This window comes from Paenibacillus sp. FSL R5-0636 (assembly GCF_037974255.1).
In the GTDB taxonomy this organism is placed as follows: domain Bacteria; phylum Bacillota; class Bacilli; order Paenibacillales; family Paenibacillaceae; genus Paenibacillus_AQ; species Paenibacillus_AQ odorifer.
Window position 1 is genome coordinate 5,024,679 of sequence record NZ_CP150232.1, and the last position, 20,097, is coordinate 5,044,775.

Consider the following 20,097-nt stretch of genomic DNA (forward strand, 5'->3'; position numbering starts at 1 on the left):
CTAATAGTTTTGCTATGCCTGTACTCCAGCTGAGTAGATTTGAGCAAAAACCAATATTGCAAGCGTTTCCATTCAAGGAACATACAACGTTTTTTCTATTATATTACAGATTTTTTCGATCTGTGCAAGGTTTTTATTTAAAAATTGAAAAGCCCTCCTCCGTTCTTCAGGAAAAAGGGCCACAACACGACTTTGATTTCTACTCTACCCAGCTCTCAGCCCAAGACTGAATCTGCTGCATAACAGGCTCCAGAGCACGGCCTTTGTCTGTTAGTTCATATTCAATACGTACAGGTGTTTCCGGGTATACATGTCTAACCAGGATACCCTCACCTTCCAAATCCTTCATCCGCTCGGACAGCATCTTATCGCTCATTGAAGGAATGAGGCCGGAAATATCTTTAAACCGCTTCGGTCCACTCATCAATGTCTGAATAATAAGTCCATTCCAACGTTTGCCTAAGAAAGAGAAGGCTGTCTCAAATCTGGGACACATCGAAATTTGATGTTCTTCCATTGTTCTCACCTCTCACTAGCGAAACTTACTATTAGTTAGTATATATAATATTAACACATTTCATCCCTGATGAACATCGTTTACTAAAAAAAGTTCATCTGACATTATCATTATATCCTCGTTGTCAATCCCCTGTATGTGCTTTAGATTCCCTTTGAGCAATCGCTTCTGTCACGATTTGCGCCAAGTCATCATTTCCGAATAAGGAGAGTACGCCGAGAACTGTGTCATCGGAAATATCCCCTGCTTCCTCCGCAGAAACCGTTAGGGCAAGCGCTTTTCGCAAGGCTTCATTCCCTTCTTGCTGTGGATAAGCCTGCAAATATAAACTGTGCGGGTCGAGTCCTTGATTCACGCACCACTGGGCGAATACAAGGATCATCATCTCTTCCTCCCGCTTATAGCTTTCGATGATTTGTTCCTCCACTAATTTACGGTTGTCTTCCATATTTTACTCCTTTCTTAGAGACCTCATTCAGCAAGCTGAGCTGCCAATCTATGACTAGGCAGAACTGCTGAAGCAGCAATACTGCATAACTCTGGTGTATTTATATTGTTCAGGAAATGATCTACCACTCCACCGAAACCTCTTCTATCCAGCACCGTATCCCAGCTTCCAAAGCTCTGGGTCCGTGGCAAAGCATTTTTTTCATATAGGATGGCTTGGTCCAGATCTGCCACTTCCACCGAACGGCCATTACCGTGCAGCTCCAGCTTCTCCAAATCAACACCAGCCTCACGAACCATACTATACATCCCCACTGAGCCTTGCTCCCAACCCAGCATTCCAGATGCCTGGACAAGTCGCCCCTCTCCATTGGATTGAAGATTACTGCGAAGCAGCTCATACTGATCTCCACATAACCATAACAGCAGATCAAGCATATGAATCAAGTCGTCATGTACAGTCTCACGGCTGCTGCCTAACTGCAGCTTCGTGCGATGTTTAATCGCGTGACAATGGCTAATGCCTCCAGCTTCCTCGAGCCAACTCTTGGCGGTGACATACATTGGGGCAAAACGCCGATTAAAGCCCACTCCTAGCAGCAGCCCTTTATTTTCTGCCAGCTCTGCCATCCTTCTGGATTCTTCCAGATCATAGGACAGCGGCTTATCTACATACACCGAAATCCCCTGTTCGAGACATTTTGTTACTATATCATAATGGGTCGTCGTTGGGCTATGCACAAATACTGCATCCAGATCCCAAGACAACAGCTCGTCTAAATTTGTCGTACCTTTAGGAAAGCGATAGGCATTAACAGCTTGCTCTACTGTTGTGGATGAGTGACTGAGAACCCCCACTACCTCAACTTGTCCATGCTGAGAGAGCAGTGGCAAATATACTTTGCGGGCGATATTGCCAATCCCGATGATGGCGACTCTTTTGCGTACAGAAACGATCACTGATCTAACTCCCCTCTTTATAATTCAAGAATTTATCTCTCTCTTTGTTCTCTATAAATGCTATTATACCTGCTTGGCGTTCGCCGACAATGATCTTCACTTCAATATTTACTTTTTATCCCGTATGATGAGATGAATGAGTGGAAGAAAGGGTATATTAGCTATGAGAAAATGGTTCTCGATTATTCTTTATGTTTCGGGCACAATCCTTGCGTTTATCTACAGATATGACATCCTTAGCTGGATGAAAGAGGATCATAATCTTTTTGGCTCTATAGGGATCGCAACTTTACTGGCTCTCTTTCCAGTTGTACCGTACAAAGCGGTCATCGGATTTTTTGGTTATGCATACGGAAGTTTGGCTGGTGCTTTAATTTGCTGGGTAGCTACAACCCTTGCTGCCGCATTCCTTTTCGGCGTAGTGAAGTTCTTATTTCAAGATCAAGCGAGAGCTTATCTGACTTCTATTCCCCTACTTGAAAAATTCACAAAAGGCATAGAACGGCGGCCCTTTGCTTCTATTGTCTTAGCACGTCTCTTGCCGATTATCCCGCAGACCGCAGTTAACATCTATGCCGGAGCAGCCGGGCTGCCCTTCTGGAGTTATCTAGCTGCCTCAGCTATTGGAAAAATCCCAGGCATCGCCTTGTATGCCTTCCTTGGGGATCAACTGTTCCAGAACCCTGGAAATGCGATTATAGCCATCGTTGTTTATGCCATTGTGCTTATTATAGCCGGACTAAGCTTTCGTTACAGTTCACAGGAAGTAAAAAAACACTAGGTAACAGAGAGCTTATTTGGCGGAAGCTGGCAGGCTGTGGTTATTTGCTTTATAATTAGATTGTGATCTATTTAATTGCATTACATGAATGGAGGGATATTAATGAGTGAACATCAGACTAACCATATAAATTCCAAGGCGGAAAAAGCAACCTTTGCAGGTGGATGCTTCTGGTGCATGGTCTCGCCGTTCGAGGAATTGCCAGGCATTATTAGTGTCGTCTCCGGCTATACTGGCGGGCATACAGTGAATCCTACCTATGAAGAGGTATGCTCCGAAACCACAGGACATGTTGAAGCGGTACAAATTACGTTCAACCCAGAAATTTTCCCTTATAGCAAGCTGCTTGAGTTATTCTGGCAGCAAATTGACCCAACCGATGCGGGTGGACAATTCCATGATCGCGGCACCTCTTACGGAACGGCTATCTTCACCCATTCTGAAGAGCAAAAGCAACAAGCAGAGGCTTCCAAGGCAGCTTTGCAAGAAAGCGGACGATTCGCTAACCCGATTGTTACCCCGATCCTCCCGGCAGCAACCTTCTATCCTGCCGAAGAATATCATCAGGGCTACCATCGTAAGAACCCGGGCCACTACAAACGTTACCGTAAGGGTTCCGGCCGAGAGGATTTTATCGAAACCCACTGGACACATAAAGAAGATAAACTAAGCTTGAAAGAACGTCTGACGCCACTTCAATATGAAGTCACTCAGAATAGCGCTACAGAGTCACCTTTCCGAAATGATTTTTGGGATCACCACGGAGAAGGCATTTATGTAGATATCGTATCTGGTGAAGCATTATTCAGTTCGCAGGATAAATACGATTCCGGTTGTGGCTGGCCCAGCTTTACACGTCCAATCCGCGATTACGCCGTGAAGGAAAAGACGGACCTCAGCCATTTGATGGTTCGCACAGAAGTGCGCAGCAAAGTAGCAGATTCCCATCTAGGTCATGTCTTCGACGATGGTCCAGGGGAAAACGGCCTGCGCTACTGCATTAATTCAGCGGCACTGCGATTTATACCGAAAGAGGATCTGGAGAAAGAGGGCTATGGCGAGTATCGTGTACTCTTCCAGCCTGCCTAATCTTCGATAACGTGCGAAACTGTACTGTCTTATAGAAAAGCCTCCAATTCACGGTATACCATGAATTGGAGGCTTTTTAATTCATAGGAGCTTATTCTTTATTCTCGTCCTCGTTCGCTTTCTTATCCTTTATTGAGGTTGTCACCTTTGGCTCTGCTGGTGCAGGGAGTACCTCCTTGTTCAGCTCCCGATTTCCCTGCCGTATCCGCTGGGTCTGCTGCTCCCGTCGTACGCGGATATTTTTGCGGGCAAACCAAACGATGGCTAAAATAATGCCCACACCGATTAGAATCGGCAATGCGCCTGCAAGAATTACAAAAATCCACTGAAACATAACAGATAGTGCGTTCAGGCTTCCTTTTAAAGCATCTGATGCGCGTTCCAGCAATGGACCTTGCTCTGCCTTTTCCTTCACCGCTAAACTCTCATCCGTCTGATACACTCTAAGCTCTACCGTTGAAAAGGATACGTTCTGATCTATATATCGCATTCTGCCTTTGATCTGCTCAATCGTTTCTTGAATCGAACCAAGCTCGTTTGCAAAGGCGACCAGATCACTTGATTTCGTTGCTTTTTTCATAAACTCAGTATATTGAGCTTCCATTAACTGCTTTGCCTTCAGACGCGACTCTAGATCAACATACTCCTCCGAGACATCCTGACCTTGAATGCTGCGCTGTAGCGATTCGTGTTTTACTTTTTCCAAATTATTCAGAAAAGGAGAGAATCCGGAGGCTGGCACCTTAAGGATAAACGTCCCCCCTTGCTCATATTGCGACATGTTCTCGTTAAACTCTATAATATATCCTTTAGCCATCGTTACCATGTTTCGAATTTCAGTCTGAGCTTTACCGTAGTCTTCTACTTCCATAGTCAGATTGGCATGATAGATAAGCTTCTTGTTCAATCCTTCCACGACATCACTGCCCGTGAATCCCGCGTTTGCTTGATCCGTGTTCTCTGATGTCAAACCTTTTTCAACTGGGGCTTCGTTGCCTCCCGCTGCTGTCTCAGCCTCTGCTGAGGTGTTCTTATCCGCTAATGTAGCTTTTGAAGATTGCTCAGTTGTTGCTGCAGCAGAATTACTCGTATTTCCGCCGTCACTAGCTAATTTGTCAGCTGCCGAATTGTTATCACCCGAGCCACAACCTGCCAATACCACCGCAAGAATTAATAAACATAAGTAATGCAGACCCCATTTGCGCATTCTCATTCCTCCAAAAATGTAGTGGTAATCCCTAGCATTGTAACGTTACGGAATGTCATGTTCTATACAGATCTCTTCCGTCTCTCATTTCTTTGACGCCCCAAAACTTGGAAGGTTGCACTGGAATATGGAATTTCGGTAAATTTCTTTTGGTTTTTCTTGTTTAAATACACAAAAAGCCGCATTTCTGCGGCTCTTATTGGACATGTTTTTTATGTGGGAGGGGTCCTGAAAGTTAAAGAACTCATTTGCTTACAAACTCATTATTTGGTACAATTACCACGTCTAACCTAGTAAAAAAATCCAAATACCCTCTATTCATAATGAATGAGGGCGTGACACGGCTTTGCTGAGACAAGCTCCACCTTGCTGAACAGAGCCGTTCTTTGAATGATACTGTCAATTACTAAAAGGGGAGGTGAACCCTCATGGCAAAAGACGTAGTTTGTGAAGTTAACTCCTGCACCCACTGGGCAGAAGAGAACAAATGCAGCGCTGAATCGATCTTCGTAGCTTTCCACAGCTCCCAAGAACCAAAACGCGCAGAAGAAACAGATTGCAAAACTTTCGAAAGTAAATAAGTAAATGCCTAAAGGGACCCTCCACGGTTCCTTCTTTTTCTTTTTCATTCTAACAAGATTGAGAATTATTATCAAGTAGCTGATTACAAAAAAATAATTGAACTAAAAAGCCAGGGTAAATTACCCTGGCTCTAATTTATTTAAGTCTATTTAGAAGCAATAACCCCTGTCTTTTCCCTCGCAATAGCAGCAGCTCTTACCATGTTACGTAGTGCATCCTCTGTCTCCTGCCAGCCACGCGTTTTCAGACCGCAATCCGGATTAATCCAGAACTGTTCAGGGTCAAGCACCCGCAGCGCACGATCGATATTCGCAGTCATTTCTTCGACAGCTGGAACCCGCGGGCTATGGATGTCGTACACTCCAAGACCGATTCCTTTATCATAGGCCTGCTCCTCAAAGCTGATAATCAGCTCACCATGGCTACGTGAAGTCTCAATGGAGATTACATCAGCATCCATAGCCGATATTGAATCGATCATGTCATTAAATTCGCTATAGCACATATGCGTATGAATTTGTGTCGTAGCCTTCACATGGTTCGTGGCAACACGGAACGACTTCACTGCCCAGTTCAGGTAATGCTCACGGTCTTCTGCCTTTAGCGGAAGTCCTTCACGAATAGCCGGCTCATCCACTTGAATCATTTCGATGCCTGCATCTTCCAACGCTTTTACTTCATGGCGAAGGGCAAGAGCAATTTGATTGGCTACCTCTTCCCGGCTGAGATCATCACGTACAAATGACCAATTGAGGATAGTAACAGGGCCCGTCAACATTCCTTTAACCGGAAGCTTCGTCAACGATTGTGCATAGACGCTTTCTTTAACAGTCATAGGCTGTATAAATGCAATATCCGCGTAGATCACCGGCGGCTTAACGCAACGGGAACCGTAGGATTGAACCCAGCCATTACTAGTAAACAAGTATCCATCCAGCTTTTCTCCGAAAAACTCCACCATATCTGTACGCTCGAACTCGCCGTGGACCAGAACATCCAGACCTAGCTTTTCTTGGAAGGTAATTGCATCCGCGATCTGCTCACGAACAAATCCATCATAACGCTCCTGATTCCAGACCCCTTTACGCCATTTCAATCTCGCCTGGCGCACTTCGACTGTCTGCGGAAAGCTACCAATTGTAGTGGTTGGCAGAAGTGGAAGCTGCCATTTCTCTTGCTGCACCTTTAAGCGCTCAGCAAAAGGCAGACTGCGTTGGTCTGGTAGAGCTGCAAGTGCAAGCACTTGCTCCGCCACATCCTTACGGCCACGCTCAGGTAGTGCGCGGAACGCTGCAATAGCTTCACGACTAGCGGCCAGCGCTGCTTGAGAAGCTTCTCCTTTATCTGCGATGGCTGCTCCGAGCAGACTAAGCTCTTTAAGCTTCTCATCGGCAAAGGCTAACGCATTCTTAACTGTCGCCTTCAGCTTCACTTCACCTTGAACGGTGACTGGGACATGCAGCAGACTGCAAGAAGGCTGAAGAATAAGACGATCAAGCGGTACATGAACGCTGAGCTTTTCTACCAGTTGCAGCTTGGCGTCTAAATCGGAACGCCAAATGTTCCGTCCATCAATAATTCCGGCACCCAGCCATTTGTCCTTCGGCCAGCCAAGACGTTCGATGGAAGCCAGATTCGTTCCACCATCGTGCACAAAGTCAAGACCCAAGCCTTGAACAGGCAGCTCTAGCAGTGCCTCCAGCGGCTCAGCAGCTTCAAAATACGTCTGTAAAATAATATTCAAGCCCGGCACGGAGCCGGCAATGTCTGTGTATATCGAGTTAAGCAGTGTTAATTCTTCTTTACTTATGCCTGTAACAATCGCTGGCTCATCGATTTGTACCCAGCTTACCCCTTCTTGCTTCAGTTCCTGTAGCAGTTGAACATAGACTGGAACAAAACGTGCAGCAATCTTGGCGATATCTGCCGCTGCGTAACCTTTGGACAGCTTAAGGAAGGAATACAGACCTAAAAGTACCGGTTTACCTTCAATCCCTGCCTGCGATTTAGCAAAACGATAAGCCGCTAGAGGTTTGTTTTCAGTCAGGCGTGGTGTTTGTGTGCCGATCTCTGGAACGATATAGTGATAGTTCGTATTGAACCATTTGGTCATCTCGCAGGCAGTAGCCTCAGCATTACCACGGGCCATTGCAAAATAAAGATCAAGCCCGATGTCGCCGCCATCATACGCATACCGTGGAGGTACGATTCCAAACATAACAGCCGCATCCAACACATGATCATAAAATGTAAAATCATTTACCGGAATAAGCTCAATTCCTGCTTCTTGCTGGGTCTTCAAATGCTGCAGCTGGATTGCTGCCATTTCGGAGCGGAATTGCTCCTCATTTATTTTCCCCTGCCAGAATGCCTCCAGTGCCTTTTTCCATTCGCGGTTCTTTCCGATTCTCGGATATCCAAGATTGCTTACTTTTACCTTATTCGTCATTTCGATACACTCCCTCTTCAATCTCTTATTTCAAACTCCAAAACTACTTGCTTTCCTATAAAAAAGAGCGCCCTTCCCTAAAAAAGTCAAAGGGAAAGACGCCCATGATATACCCATGGTTAACGTCTAACACCTCCCTATCTTCCGTAGGTGAAGCAGTGCTGTTGAAACAGGCAGGTCTCCTGGCTAGCGGCGTCAACATCTTGAGCAGTCTTCCCAGCAGTAGTAAATTGCCAGTGACCTCTGTTGCTCGAGATTCTTCCGTTACAGTGGCGGGACCGCATCGGCTTCGAACCGAATTTCCCTATTAAGCCTACCGAATTACTATTTTCCGGTCAGCACCTGTCTCCGATATCATTCATCATTTGAGTGTCTTAATCTGATGTCATCATACGTGAAAGCCCCAGCAATCTGCAATAGATTACTGGGGCTTCTGTTATATCGATTCCTTATAACGGACTTAGAAAAATACGAAATATACTACAGCAGCAAGAATTATACGGTATATAGCAAACGGTAAGAGCTTGATACGATTGATCAGTTTTAAGAAGAAACGCATCGATAACAGCGCAAATAGGAAGGCACTAATAAAGCCTGCAATAAAAAACGGCAGCGCGTCCATGGTGAAATATTGCCAGTTCTTCATCAGTGACAACAGACTGGCACCTGCCATGATGGGTACTGCCATAATAAACGTAAAATCAGCAGCGGCACGATGGCTCATCCCGAGGATTACGCCACCAGAAATCGTCGAGCCCGAGCGTGAAAATCCAGGCCATAACGAAAAACACTGTACAAGACCTACACCAAGTGCCTGTTTGTATGTAATCTGATCTACACTCTCAGTTCTGATCTTCTTCGGCCCAAACAGATCCGCAATAATCATTAATATAGCCCCGATCACTAGACCAATTAACACCGTTGAGGTAGAGAATAAATGCTCATCAATATAATCATTAAACAGAACACCTAACACACCTGCAGGCACTAACCCTACCAGAACCTGTGTCAGCTTGAGGTGCCCGCCCTGCTCTAACTGCGGTAGCTTCTCTGTTACAGGATCCAACTGCTTACGGCTGAAACGCCTTAAGCCCAACAGATCAATGAATCGATTTCTAAAAATCACAACAACCGCTAATATAGAACCCAGTTGAATAACTATTTTGAAGGTATTTGCCGTATATTGTCCAAATAACTCCTGTGATTTCAGCCACATATCATCAACAATAATCATATGACCCGTGGAGGATACTGGAGCAAATTCGGTTAAACCTTCAACAAGCCCCAAAATAATGGCTTTAATAATCGTTAATAGCTCCATGTGTTTCCCTCCTTTTTAATAGTCATTTCTATTATCAGTCCTCCACCCGCTTAGCCCTCAGTGTTCATTCTCCGGCTGCGTTTGCGGAAGTACAGAAACCCAAGAATAACTAATCCGCCAGCAATTAGTACATAGACCACATTGGAGTACACATCCATGTACATGGCAATGTCTTCCCAGGATTCGCCCAAAGCCGCGCCAATAAGCACAAGCAGCAAATTCCATCCCAATGTGCCAATCGTTGTGAAGATCATAAATACTCCAAATTTCATACCTGACATTCCCGCCGGAATCGAAATCAGACTGCGGACCAGCGGAACCATCCGACAAAACAATACAGTCCAATAGCCATATTTATCAAACCAGGCGTCAGCCTTGTGGATATCTTTTTTAGTAACGCGAATTAGGCCCCCCCAGCGTTCAACCAGTTTCTCTAACCGGCTCACATCCAATAATCGGCCAATATAATAGAGAATTACTGCACCCAGTAGTGATCCAGCCGTGGCAGCAATGATTACACCAGGTATAGTTAAGCTCGTCGTAGTGGTCATAAACCCTCCAAAGGGAAGGATCACTTCTGAAGGAATTGGTGGAAATATATTTTCAAAGGCCAGCATCAGAAAAATACCGAAGTAACCAAACTGCTCCATAAAGTCTGTAATCCATGCTTGCATTCTTGTTACCCCCATTTCTCATATCAAGTTCTTCTTCAGGTTGCGTAAATAGCGGCTGCGAATAAAAAAGAAGTATAGTCCTTGAACAGCCAAATATCCGAGTAACACCGCGCCTGTCTCCGTTGCGATAGATAAGTAGAACAACCGTTGAAGCGCAATAAAGGCAAACACACTGTGTAAAATAGCTATTCCGACCGGCACAAAAAACAATAGAGCGAGCTGAACTGTGACTATTCGATTGAGTTCTTTATCCGTAAGCCCCATCTTGGACAAAGTGGAATATTGATTGCGATCATGATCAAGATCGGTATATAACCGGAAGTAAAGAAAGCTGCCTGCCGCGATAAAAAAGACAGTACCCACCAGCAATGAAGCAAAAAGCATTGTGTTATACAATGTTTTCTGAAGTTCAAACAGCGTGCCGCTGATCACAATCGCATACGGAGAATCACTTTCATAGGACTGTTTGCCTTTATGGGCAAGATCATCTGCGATACCTACCGTCTGTGGAAAATCCTCTACATAAAAACCTGTATAAAGATCCGTCTGCACGGGATCAATAGCGCTGTAGAGCTCATCACTGATCACGACACCACTAAAATCCCCGCCATCTCTACCATCCAGCTCCGGCAATAAATATTCAGCAATGGGGACTTGCGCGGTATAACCTATTTCTTTAATGGCAAGTCCTTGCTGCAAGGAATAGACCACTTTTACTCTGCCTTCTGTTAAACTGCGATCCCGCTGTGAACCAATCATCACCAGACCTTCGTTGCCCACCAGAGCACGCTCAGCCGTTGTGAAACCTGCACGTTGCAGGGCGAGATTATAATCACTAAAAGCAATCAAGGGAAGGCGTAAAGTGCGATCGGGTCCAGTCTGAGCTTCGACCTCAGCATATTTAATCGGGATACTAAGCGCTTCATAAGGGAGTCCGTGCGTCTTGAGCTCTTTCTTAATTTCGTTCAGATGCTGATCAAAGGGTACATCCGCCTGATTTCCTTTAGCTACATAACCCACTGCTGCAGGATAATCCAATTTCAGCTCTCTGGAAAGTGTATGTATCGATGCAAATACCCCTACTGAAGTGAAGGAGACTGCGGATACAATCGTCACCATAAAAAACATTCGGCCATTCTCTTTCCAGCGGTAGGACAAGCCCGATAAAGTGATGATATTCGTACGATGCCAATACAAGCGCCGAATGTCCTTAAGCAGCTTAACCACACAAATACTTAGCTGGGTATAAAAGAGATACGTCCCGATAACCGTAATCGCAACGACCGGAAACATGACTTTCTCTACGGAAGCAGCTTTTGCAGTAGCCGCCATATAATAACCACTGATCAGCAGTACAGCAGAGATAAATGACAATATAAACGATACTTTGGGTTCTTCTTCTGCCTTACGTTCTCCCTGAAACAGACGCATCAGTGACTCATTGCCAATAAAAACAAAGGTGCAAAGCGATATCAGAAAAAACAATAACACGAAGCTGCAGATCGTAAGCACAAGTGCCTGCCATGGGAGATGAAAGGTTAACAGGGGAATTCCCAAAAAAGTGGATCCGATCATCAGGAATAATTTGCCCAGAAGTAACCCGAGAAGGGTACCCGTCAGGATGGCAGAGGTGCCGATCATCATATTTTCCAGAAAAACCATGGTGTTTAGCTGTCTCTTCGTCATTCCATGCATCAATAAAATTCCGAACTCCATCTTCCGCGACTGCAGGAAGGATCCAACGGATACGAGCACGAACAAAGAACAAAAGACATAAATAATTGCCTCTGCCACCATCATCGTATGAGCCGCCGTACTATAAATTAAGCTCTTTGAAATATCCGGATGGTAAATAAACAAAGCGCACACGAAAAAGATCATCACCGAAAAAGCACTGACGACAAAATAAGCGGCATATTTGCGTTTATTACGTGTTACATTCCTATAAGCGAATTGCCGAAAGGTCATGGCTGGTTCCCCCAAGCAGAGACAGCATATCAATAATACTTTGGAAGAAAGCGCCTCTATTACTCCCTTTGTACATTTCACTATAGAAACGTCCGTCTTTAATAAAGATGACCCGGTTGCAAAAGCTCGCAGCCACTGCATCATGCGTGACCATCAGCACCGTAGCTCCTTCTTCCTTATTCACCTCTGTCAACATATTCATGACTTCCCCTGAGGCTTTGGAATCCAGATTGCCTGTGGGCTCATCCGCCAAAATTAACGCTGGACGATGAATCATCGCCCGGGCGATAGCCGCCCGCTGCATTTGTCCGCCTGAGACCTCATACGTGCGCTTCTTCAGTAAATGTTCGATACCAAGCAAGGTAGTGACCTCTTTTAGCCTGCTCTCCATCTCTGGGACACGGGCACCTGCAAGCGTTAAAGGTAATACGATGTTCTCCTCTACAGTGAGCGTATCCAGTAGATTAAAATGCTGAAAGACGAAGCCTAGCTCATGACGGCGAAAAAGTGCCTTTTCTTTTCTGCTAAGCAGATTTGGATCTCGGCCGTTGATCAGAATCTGACCGGAGGTCGGTTGGTCGATGGTGGCAATCGTGTTGAGCAGCGTAGTTTTCCCACTCCCTGATGGGCCCATTATGCCAACGAACTCCCCCTTTTCTACAGAAAAGCGGATATGATTCAGCGCCTGAGTGGACACTTTACCCTCATATATTTTTGATAAATTATGAACATCTAGAATGGGCAAGTGTTACCTCTCCTTCTTTCGACTGGATTGCCTTCATTATACAAAGTGTACACATGGGCTGCTATTTCTGAAACTTACAATGCCCTTACACATTTGTAAGGTTTGTTATATGCTGCTCCCTAAATACAATCCGCACGGTGGTCCCGCTTCCTTCTTCGGAACGGATACTCACCTCATGTCCAAGCTTGCCGCAGATCTGCTTCACGAGATATAAACCCATCCCCGTAGATTCCTGGAAGGTTCGTCCATTCACCCCGGTAAAATATGCATCGAACACGCGCGGCAGATCTCCTGCTGGTATGCCCACTCCTTCATCCCGGATCTCAAGCACAGTCTGCTTATCTTCCGTGACCATCCCTTGGAAAAAAACATGTTTGCCCTCTTCAGTCGTATAACGTACAGCGTTCGTAATCAGCTGCGTAAGGACAAAAGTGAGCCATTTTTCATCCGTAGTTACGGTAATCTGCTCATCTATTTGTATAGCTGGAAAAACTCTTTTTCGAATAAAAAGCCGCTTCTGCTCAGAGGTCACACCACGCACGATTGTCTCCAAATTCAGCCGTTCCACATAGAAATCGTGTTCAAAAGTATCCAGACGGGCCGTATAAAGCACGGTATCCAGTCCTTTTTTCAGACGATCCAGTTCATCACCAATTGCCGTAAAAGGAGGGCCATCCTTATCCTGAATGATCAGATGAATGACAGACAACGGCGTCTTCATGCCATGTACCCATTGATTAATAAAGTGAATATGTTCTTCTAATTTGTGGCGGTAGCTGTGCAAATCATTTTTGTAGAGGCGGAATTGCGACCCCAGTAAACCTCGCAAGCTTACGGCTAGCGGAGAATCCTGTGCAGGGCCACCTGCCTCATCGAGAGAGGAGGGCGTAGTCTCCAAACGTTCATAGAACGTGCGATTGGTGACATAACGGTAAGCGAGGTAGCCAATCAGTAGACAAGTGCTGAGCAGCGCGGCATATAAACTTACATTCAGACCGCTGCCTCCATCCAGCCGATACACTAATGTGATCAGGACTAGCTGGGCTAGATAAACCACGATCAGGGGGAACTGTTCCCTTAAAAACAACTTCATTCCTCATCCCCCCAATTCGGAATCAAACGGTAGCCTTGACCGCGCACGGTTTGTAGTCCATCTGTGATAGCGAGAGCAGCAAGTTTTTTGCGTACACGGGTAACATATACATTTAATGTATTTTCATCCACGAAGGCTTGATCATCCCAGATTTTTTCGAGCAGCCTGTCCCGGGTAACGATGACTCCGGACTTTTGCATCAGCTCATCTAGTATTTTGGCTTCCGTGTGGCTTAAGTCCACTTTAGCTTCGCCTCGGGTAAGGATTAGCCGCTCTACATCCAGCGTCATTCCCGCAACGTTCAGTGTGCGTTCATTATTCCCTCCGGCATAGGTGCCGTAGGCGCGCCGCAGCTGACTTTTGATTTTGGCCATCGCGATTTCGTAATCAAAAGGCTTAGTGATATAATCGTCGGCTCCATTTTCCAGCGCCATTACTTGGTCCATTTTGCCATCGCGGGCAGATATAAAAAGAATAGGGCAGGTTGAAATTCCGCGAATTTGGCGGCACCAGTAATAACCATCGTATTTTGGCAAATTAACATCAAGGAGCACCAGATGTGGCGCGAACGCCTCAAACTGAGTGCGGACCCGCTCAAAATCACTCACCGCCTGCGTATCATATCCAAACTTATGTAAATAATCCTGCAGCAAAGCCACAAGTCCACGGTCATCTTCTATAATAAATATTTTAAACATATCATACCTCCGGTCCAGCCTTAACAATATAAGGGGGTCTGCCAAATAATATATACACCGTGCATAGGGTTAGTCAAATCAGAAGGAAGAAAAAAGAACCCATGTAGCACCTATTTACGGCACCTTCTAGGTTCTTGGATAAGTTAGGTTTGAGGATATCAACTAGTCCCATTGTTTCTTCTGAATCCCGACAAGAACTCACTCTACAGGTGCCCAGCCGATAAGTTCTGGTTGGCTCCAGCCTGGAGCAACTTGCAGATGGCAAATTTCCATGTAGTGATCTATCCTTACTTTATCCCAGGCATGAATGGCCTCGCCATTCCCAAGGGCCAAAGCTACATGCCCCCAATCCTTAAGCTCACCGTCCACCAAACCTGAGCAAGTATAAAAAACAAACGCGCCAGCTGGCGGAGCCCCGGTGTTCTTGTGCGCATCGTACAGCTCAGCGGATTCACGTGCATCGCTGCCTCCCCACATTTCGATCCCATTGCTTCTTTCATATGCATCTTCAACAAAAGCAAGACAACGCAGCGGATACTCCTGCGACCCCAGCCGCTCTTTAGCCCAACTAATAGCATTCTCAATTTCCTTGCCAAATTCCACGTCCATTACCAATATACATTCCTCCAAAGTACGATTTAGTGTTGAACACATCATACCTGAACCAGCTACTCATGAACTGGTATTATATAGTTATTAATTAAACTATCCCAATCCTACCTGAGTGGTCATCTACTTCAGCCAACCATTACTTACAAAAACATAAAAAACCGTAAATGAGCATAGCCCATTACGGCTTTAACAAACTATAAATTGGTTTAAGAATACAGTAGTGGTGGTAGCAGTGGTGGTAGCAGTGGTGGTGGCAGCAGTGGCAGCAGTGGTGGTGGCAGCAGTGGCAGCAGTGGTAGCGATAACGATAGTGGAGGACAATTTAGAGTTGATATTGCAGACGCCGAACGGTGATATCCCATCGAACATAAGTAACTTATTGCTTGTTGAAGTAACTTATCTGTGGATATATAGCGCTTATAGAGATGTATACGCTCGATCGGCTCTATTCTACGGGATTATACCGCTCCTTTGGCCGCAACTACTCCATCCGCTCCATTCTGCGGGATTTATACCGTTCATTTGGCCATATACGCTCCATCGACTCCATTCTACGGGATTTATACCGTTCATTTGACCGTATACGCTCGATTGGCTCTATTCTACGGGATTTATACCGTACATTTGGCTATATGTGCTCCGTCGGCCCCATTCTACGGGATTTATACCGTTCATTTGGCTATAGGTGCTCCGTCGGCTCCATTCTACGGGATTTATACCGTACATTTGACCACAGTGACTCGAGTGGCACCATTCTGCGGGACATACACCGTACATTTGGCTATATGTGCTCCGTCGGCTCCATTCTACGGGATTTATACCGTTCATTTGACCACAGTGACTCGAGTGGCACCATTCTGCGGGATTTATACCGTTCATTTGGCCATATACGCTCCATCGACTCCATTCTACGGGATTTATACCGTTCATTTGACCGTATACGCTCCATCGGCTCCATTCTACGGGATTTATACCGTACATCTGACCGTATACGCTCCATCGGCTCCATTCTACGGGATTTATACCGTTCATTTGGCCATATACGCTCCATCGGCTCCATTCTACGGGATTTATACCGTTCATTTGGCTATATGTGCTCCGTCGGCTCCATTCTACGGGATTTATACCGTTCATTTGGCTATATATGCTCCATCGGCTCTATTCTACGGGATTTATACCGTTCATTTGGCTATAGGTGCTCCGTCAGCTCCATTCTACGGGATTTGTGCCGCTCATTTGGTCGCAACTGCTCCATACGCTTCATTCTGCGGGATATATACCGCTCATCTGACCGTATACGCTCGATCGGCTCTATTCTACGGGATTTATACCGTTCATTTGCAGTATCAAGCAAATCAAAGGTACTTTTGTCCTTCTTTCGCGTCACACTAGCTCATTCGAGTAAATCAAAGGTACTTTTGTCCTTCTTTCGCGTCCCTCTAGCTAATTCGAGTAAATCAAAGGCACTTTTACCCTTCTTTCGCGTCACACTAGCTCATTCGAGTAAATCAAAGGCAGTTTTACCCTTCTTTCGCGTCACACTAGCTCATTCGAGCAAATCAAAGGTACTTTCGCCCTTCTTTCGCGCGATACTAAACCTTTACAGCAAAACAAGGGCATTTCTGCCCTTGTTTCACCATCCCAATATAGAACCACCGCTGAAACGATGCGTCCTCTTGTAATGTTGTATACCTCGTATGCTCCACATTTCGTACGCTCTTTGCTTCATATGCTCAGTATTTCAACGCTCACTCCACATTTCGCACGCTCTTTGCCTCATATGCTCAGTATTTCCACGCTCACTCCACATCTCATAAGCTCTTTGCCTCATATGCTCAGCAATTCCACGCTCACTCCACATTCCATATATCCTCTACTTCCACACTATGCAATGCGCTCACGCAGACTTATCTGCCATCCAGCAAATTACCAAGCCCACCAAGCACGCTTCCTTCTTCTTTCCGACCGCTGTTGCCGGCAGCGGACAGGATGCGATCGGCCATTCGGCTGAATGGCAGCGATTGTACCCACACCTTGCCGGGTCCGCGCAACGTTGCGAAGAACAGGCCTTCACCGCCGAACAGCGCGGTTTTGACCCCTTTTACAAACTCAATATTGTAATCCACCGAAGACGTCATAGCGACTAGACAGCCAGTGTCCAGCTTAAGCGTCTCTCCCGGTTGAAGTGTGCGTTCCATAACATAACCGCCAGAGTGTACAAATGAAAGTCCATCACCCTCCAGCTTTTGCATAATAAAACCTTCCCCACCAAAAAAGCCAGTACCCAGCTTACGCTGAAATTCAATACCGATTGAAACGCCCTTTGCCGCGCAAAGGAACGAATCCTTTTGACAGATGATTTTTCCACCGTATTGCTGCAAGTCGAGCGGGATGATTTTGCCTGGATACGGAGCAGCAAAGGTAACACTTTTACGCCCATAAGAACCACTGTGTGTGAAGACGGTCATAAACAAGCTTTCACCTGTCAACAGACGTTTGCCCGCGCCCATCAGCTTCCCCATCAAGCCACTTCCACGCGAGCCTCCGCTGCCGTCACCAAATATCGTCTCCATTGTTATTTCCTGATCCATCATCATGAAGCTCCCGGCTTCGGCAATTACACTCTCTCCTGGGTCAAGCTGCACCTCTACACACTGTATTTCCTCACCCATAATGGCATAATCAATCTCATGAGCACTCATCCCGCAGTTCCTCCTTATAATTAAAGTCATCATGTGACTTATGAATGAAAATATATACGTGCGTTGCGATTCACGGTTTCGCTAATCATAACTATCCATGAAAACCGCCTATATCCTGCAGAAAAAATCAACCAGAGGTTCTGGCTGACCTTAATCCTGGTATCCCTGAAAAATGATATTTATACCAGCTTTCTTCAGGTTACTGTACCACATCTCTTGTCAATACTTGATAATATGTTACAATACTTTTTATACTTAAATGTTTATTTAGTAGTCTAATTCTAATGATAAAGGTGAAATGAATGAATCCACAATCGGAATATGCAATTCTGCTATACTATAAATTTGTAAAAGTGCCGGATGCAGAACTATTCGCCCAGGAGCATTTGGCTTACTGCAAAGAGCTTGATGTAAAGGGACGAATTCTCATTTCTGATGAAGGCATTAACGGAACACTATCAGGTACGGTTGCCCAAACCGAGCAATACATGAAGGATTTGCGCGCAAACCCTCTGTTTAGCGATATCGTCTTCAAGATCGATGAGGCTGATGCTCATGCCTTCAAAAAGATCTTCGTTCGTTATAAAAAGGAACTCGTGACGTTCCGGGTCGAGGATGAACTGGACCCTAACGTGATTACCGGAGAGCATCTGGCGCCTAAAGATTTCTACGAAATGATGCAGCGCGACGATGTGGTGATTCTGGATGGTCGTACCGGCTACGAATTCGATCTTGGTCATTTCCGCGGCTCCATCCGCCCCGAAGTAGACAGCTTCAAAGAATTCCCGGACTGGATTCGCGAGAATATGAGCGACCTTAAGGATAAACCAATCCTGACCTACTGTACAGGCGGGATCCGCTGCGAGAAATTAAGCGGGTTTATGATGAAGGAAGGCTTTGAGCAGGTGTACCAGTTGGATGGCGGCATTGTGACTTATGGTAAAGACCCTGAGGTACAGGGCCAACTGTTTGATGGAAAATGTTATGTCTTCGATGAGCGGATCTCCGTACAGATTAATCATACCGACGAGGATATCGTTGTCGGACGTTGCCATCACTGCGGTCAGCCAGCTGACCAATTTATCAATTGCGCCAATGATGCTTGTCATCTTCAGCATATTTGCTGTGAGGACTGTGAAACACAGCACAGTGGTCATTGTTCGGACGAATGCGAAGCTATCACGAATACCGTGGGCTAAATAAAAGACAAGCTGGTCGCAAATGTCTCTACACGATTCAAAGACGAGCACAAGTGAGTCTTAAGTTAACTAAAAGGTGGCGTGCAGGATTTTCACTGTACGCCATCTTTTGTTATGAGCGAAACGTCCGAACAACGCCCCTAGGACTGCACCCTTTAAAATACGTCATATCCAACAAAAAAAAGTCAACCAGAAATTCTGGCTGACCTTAAATGTAGTATATCCCCAAATAAGCTGTTTATACAGCCTTATTCACATTACCGTACCATCATGAGGTTTACGCAAAGTAGATTGAATCTTTGGCGACTTCACTAGCTTTGGTTTGCCTAAAGAGGTTGTAAAAGTGATTACATAGCCAGCTACGACTACAGCCATCACTGTATACATCGTTTCTTTAACAGGCATATAAAAGAGTGATAGTGCCAGAACGATTACATCCATCATGATGAATACCGTACCTACTTTGATTCCCTTCCATTCACTAACCAGCAGCGACAAAATATCGTCTCCACCGCTAGCCCCGCCACTCCGCAGGATAATTCCCGCTCCTAAACCTGTCAGTACGCCGGACAAAAGAGCTGCTAATGCCAAATTGTCCTGCAAGTTGATGACCAAACCGGAATAACGTTCCATGAGACCATAGAAGATTGTAAAAGCTCCTACAGAAACAAAAGTGTTGCACACGAACGCTTTCCCTTTGAACATCCATGCTATCAAGAGTACTGGAACGTCTAGAAGCAGAGTTGAAATCGAAGGTGAAATTCCTAATACATATTTGCCAAGCAGCGATAATCCTACGAATCCGCCCTCTGACAAATGATTCTGAAAATTGATGTGATAATAAGTAAATGCAAGCAAAAATGTTCCAAACAAAATGACTGTCAATCGGAGCAGTACATTCACTCCGTAATTGTGGTTCCTCATACAGGTCTCCCCTTATCGTATATGGCGGCTAGACGTCCCACCAACCTCTACGACGGGTAAAACCGGAGGTATTGCTCCTTCGCATATATATACTCCTTCCCCTCGCAGAGGCGGTTCGTCAAGTAACAA

20 protein-coding genes and 1 riboswitch are annotated in these 20,097 nt (G+C 45.5%); of the genes, 6 read left to right on the forward strand and 14 right to left on the reverse strand.

Annotation, left to right across the window (positions count from 1 at the left end):
• Window positions 1–199: 199 nt before the first annotated feature.
• The 3 genes from MKX34_RS22920 to MKX34_RS22930 all read right to left on the reverse strand — a co-directional run bounded on the left by MKX34_RS22920 (window position 200) and on the right by MKX34_RS22930 (window position 1,924).
• Entirely contained in the window at window positions 200–517 is a 318-nt protein-coding gene (locus tag MKX34_RS22920; RefSeq protein WP_036682958.1) for a helix-turn-helix domain-containing protein, read from the reverse strand.
• Window positions 518–641: 124 nt separating this feature from the next.
• Window positions 642–965, reverse strand: coding sequence for a hypothetical protein (locus MKX34_RS22925; protein WP_036682960.1), 324 nt, complete (start codon window positions 963–965; stop codon window positions 642–644).
• A 23-nt stretch (window positions 966–988) separates the two neighbouring features.
• Window positions 989–1,924, reverse strand: a complete 936-nt coding sequence (locus tag MKX34_RS22930) for a Gfo/Idh/MocA family oxidoreductase (RefSeq protein ID WP_036682963.1) — start codon at window positions 1,922–1,924, stop codon at window positions 989–991.
• 163 nt (window positions 1,925–2,087) lie between these two features.
• Here MKX34_RS22930 and MKX34_RS22935 point away from each other — a divergent pair, with 163 nt between their 5' ends.
• On the forward strand, window positions 2,088–2,705 hold the full coding sequence (locus MKX34_RS22935; protein ID WP_036682965.1) for a VTT domain-containing protein: 618 nt from the start codon (window positions 2,088–2,090) through the stop codon (window positions 2,703–2,705).
• Window positions 2,706–2,807: 102 nt separating this feature from the next.
• Window positions 2,808–3,794, forward strand: a complete 987-nt coding sequence (msrA, locus tag MKX34_RS22940) for a peptide-methionine (S)-S-oxide reductase MsrA (RefSeq protein WP_036682967.1) — start codon at window positions 2,808–2,810, stop codon at window positions 3,792–3,794.
• 91 nt (window positions 3,795–3,885) lie between these two features.
• Here msrA and MKX34_RS22945 read toward each other — a convergent pair whose 3' ends face one another.
• Window positions 3,886–5,001, reverse strand: coding sequence for a DUF4349 domain-containing protein (locus MKX34_RS22945; protein ID WP_076146763.1), 1,116 nt, complete (start codon window positions 4,999–5,001; stop codon window positions 3,886–3,888).
• A gap of 428 nt (window positions 5,002–5,429) precedes the next feature.
• On the opposite strand from MKX34_RS22945, the gene MKX34_RS22950 reads away from it, so the two are divergent.
• Complete coding sequence (locus MKX34_RS22950; RefSeq protein ID WP_076098619.1) at window positions 5,430–5,582, forward strand: DUF1540 domain-containing protein; 153 nt, start codon at window positions 5,430–5,432, stop codon at window positions 5,580–5,582.
• Window positions 5,583–5,728: 146 nt separating this feature from the next.
• Here the strand turns inward: MKX34_RS22950 and metE are convergent, their stop codons facing one another.
• The 8 genes from metE to MKX34_RS22990 form a co-directional block, all read right to left on the reverse strand.
• Window positions 5,729–8,032, reverse strand: coding sequence for a 5-methyltetrahydropteroyltriglutamate--homocysteine S-methyltransferase (metE, locus tag MKX34_RS22955; protein ID WP_076146761.1), 2,304 nt, complete (start codon window positions 8,030–8,032; stop codon window positions 5,729–5,731).
• Between the two features lie 154 nt (window positions 8,033–8,186).
• Window positions 8,187–8,393: riboswitch (cobalamin riboswitch) on the reverse strand.
• A gap of 99 nt (window positions 8,394–8,492) precedes the next feature.
• Window positions 8,493–9,353 (reverse strand): undecaprenyl-diphosphate phosphatase, encoded by an 861-nt coding sequence (locus MKX34_RS22960; protein WP_036682972.1) that lies wholly within the window; start codon window positions 9,351–9,353, stop codon window positions 8,493–8,495.
• A gap of 50 nt (window positions 9,354–9,403) precedes the next feature.
• The gene (locus MKX34_RS22965) at window positions 9,404–10,027 is read right to left on the reverse strand and encodes a DedA family protein (protein WP_036682974.1); all 624 of its coding nucleotides are present in this window, start codon (window positions 10,025–10,027) and stop codon (window positions 9,404–9,406) included.
• An 18-nt stretch (window positions 10,028–10,045) separates the two neighbouring features.
• Window positions 10,046–11,995, reverse strand: coding sequence for an FtsX-like permease family protein (locus MKX34_RS22970; protein WP_036682977.1), 1,950 nt, complete (start codon window positions 11,993–11,995; stop codon window positions 10,046–10,048).
• The gene (locus tag MKX34_RS22975) at window positions 11,970–12,740 is read right to left on the reverse strand and encodes an ABC transporter ATP-binding protein (RefSeq protein ID WP_036682980.1); all 771 of its coding nucleotides are present in this window, start codon (window positions 12,738–12,740) and stop codon (window positions 11,970–11,972) included. Before MKX34_RS22975 ends, MKX34_RS22970 begins: the two co-directional genes overlap by 26 nt.
• A gap of 85 nt (window positions 12,741–12,825) precedes the next feature.
• A complete protein-coding gene (locus MKX34_RS22980) occupies window positions 12,826–13,833 on the reverse strand; it encodes a sensor histidine kinase (RefSeq protein ID WP_036682982.1) in 1,008 nt (335 codons plus the stop codon).
• On the reverse strand, window positions 13,830–14,531 hold the full coding sequence (locus MKX34_RS22985; RefSeq protein ID WP_036682984.1) for a response regulator transcription factor: 702 nt from the start codon (window positions 14,529–14,531) through the stop codon (window positions 13,830–13,832). Before MKX34_RS22985 ends, MKX34_RS22980 begins: the two co-directional genes overlap by 4 nt.
• A 198-nt stretch (window positions 14,532–14,729) precedes the next feature.
• Window positions 14,730–15,140 carry an NlpC/P60 family protein gene (locus tag MKX34_RS22990; RefSeq protein ID WP_076297329.1) on the reverse strand — a complete coding sequence of 137 codons (411 nt, stop codon included), beginning with the start codon at window positions 15,138–15,140 and terminating at the stop codon, window positions 14,730–14,732.
• 223 nt (window positions 15,141–15,363) lie between these two features.
• Here MKX34_RS22990 and MKX34_RS22995 point away from each other — a divergent pair, with 223 nt between their 5' ends.
• Both MKX34_RS22995 and MKX34_RS23000 read left to right on the forward strand, forming a co-directional pair.
• Window positions 15,364–15,720 carry a hypothetical protein gene (locus MKX34_RS22995; protein WP_339203501.1) on the forward strand — a complete coding sequence of 119 codons (357 nt, stop codon included), beginning with the start codon at window positions 15,364–15,366 and terminating at the stop codon, window positions 15,718–15,720.
• Window positions 15,666–16,535, forward strand: a complete 870-nt coding sequence (locus MKX34_RS23000; protein ID WP_339203504.1) for a hypothetical protein — start codon at window positions 15,666–15,668, stop codon at window positions 16,533–16,535. Before MKX34_RS22995 ends, MKX34_RS23000 begins: the two co-directional genes overlap by 55 nt.
• A 515-nt stretch (window positions 16,536–17,050) precedes the next feature.
• Here MKX34_RS23000 and MKX34_RS23005 read toward each other — a convergent pair.
• Window positions 17,051–17,845 (reverse strand): TIGR00266 family protein, encoded by a 795-nt coding sequence (locus tag MKX34_RS23005; protein WP_038572584.1) that lies wholly within the window; start codon window positions 17,843–17,845, stop codon window positions 17,051–17,053.
• A 302-nt stretch (window positions 17,846–18,147) separates the two neighbouring features.
• Here MKX34_RS23005 and MKX34_RS23010 point away from each other — a divergent pair, with 302 nt between their 5' ends.
• Window positions 18,148–19,044, forward strand: coding sequence for a rhodanese-related sulfurtransferase (locus MKX34_RS23010; protein ID WP_036682991.1), 897 nt, complete (start codon window positions 18,148–18,150; stop codon window positions 19,042–19,044).
• 252 nt (window positions 19,045–19,296) lie between these two features.
• Here MKX34_RS23010 and MKX34_RS23015 read toward each other — a convergent pair whose 3' ends face one another.
• Window positions 19,297–19,968, reverse strand: a complete 672-nt coding sequence (locus MKX34_RS23015) for a YitT family protein (protein ID WP_036682994.1) — start codon at window positions 19,966–19,968, stop codon at window positions 19,297–19,299.
• Window positions 19,969–20,097: the final 129 nt, after the last annotated feature.

Bases quoted from the DNA above. Each gene is read 5' to 3' on its own strand.
- metE (WP_076146761.1), bottom strand. From the start codon at position 8,032: ATGACGAATAAGGTAAAAGTAAGCAATCTTGGATATCCGAGAATCGGA.
- MKX34_RS22950 (WP_076098619.1), top strand. From the start codon at position 5,430: ATGGCAAAAGACGTAGTTTGTGAAGTTAACTCCTGCACCCACTGGGCA.
- MKX34_RS23015 (WP_036682994.1), bottom strand. From the start codon at position 19,968: ATGAGGAACCACAATTACGGAGTGAATGTACTGCTCCGATTGACAGTC.
- MKX34_RS23010 (WP_036682991.1), top strand. From the start codon at position 18,148: ATGAATCCACAATCGGAATATGCAATTCTGCTATACTATAAATTTGTA.
- MKX34_RS22970 (WP_036682977.1), bottom strand. From the start codon at position 11,995: ATGACCTTTCGGCAATTCGCTTATAGGAATGTAACACGTAATAAACGC.
- MKX34_RS22935 (WP_036682965.1), top strand. From the start codon at position 2,088: ATGAGAAAATGGTTCTCGATTATTCTTTATGTTTCGGGCACAATCCTT.
- MKX34_RS23005 (WP_038572584.1), bottom strand. From the start codon at position 17,845: ATGAGTGCTCATGAGATTGATTATGCCATTATGGGTGAGGAAATACAG.
- MKX34_RS22945 (WP_076146763.1), bottom strand. From the start codon at position 5,001: ATGCGCAAATGGGGTCTGCATTACTTATGTTTATTAATTCTTGCGGTG.
- MKX34_RS22965 (WP_036682974.1), bottom strand. From the start codon at position 10,027: ATGCAAGCATGGATTACAGACTTTATGGAGCAGTTTGGTTACTTCGGT.
- MKX34_RS22920 (WP_036682958.1), bottom strand. From the start codon at position 517: ATGGAAGAACATCAAATTTCGATGTGTCCCAGATTTGAGACAGCCTTC.
- MKX34_RS22960 (WP_036682972.1), bottom strand. From the start codon at position 9,353: ATGGAGCTATTAACGATTATTAAAGCCATTATTTTGGGGCTTGTTGAA.
- MKX34_RS22925 (WP_036682960.1), bottom strand. From the start codon at position 965: ATGGAAGACAACCGTAAATTAGTGGAGGAACAAATCATCGAAAGCTAT.
- msrA (WP_036682967.1), top strand. From the start codon at position 2,808: ATGAGTGAACATCAGACTAACCATATAAATTCCAAGGCGGAAAAAGCA.
- MKX34_RS22990 (WP_076297329.1), bottom strand. From the start codon at position 15,140: ATGGACGTGGAATTTGGCAAGGAAATTGAGAATGCTATTAGTTGGGCT.
- MKX34_RS22980 (WP_036682982.1), bottom strand. From the start codon at position 13,833: ATGAAGTTGTTTTTAAGGGAACAGTTCCCCCTGATCGTGGTTTATCTA.
- MKX34_RS22985 (WP_036682984.1), bottom strand. From the start codon at position 14,531: ATGTTTAAAATATTTATTATAGAAGATGACCGTGGACTTGTGGCTTTG.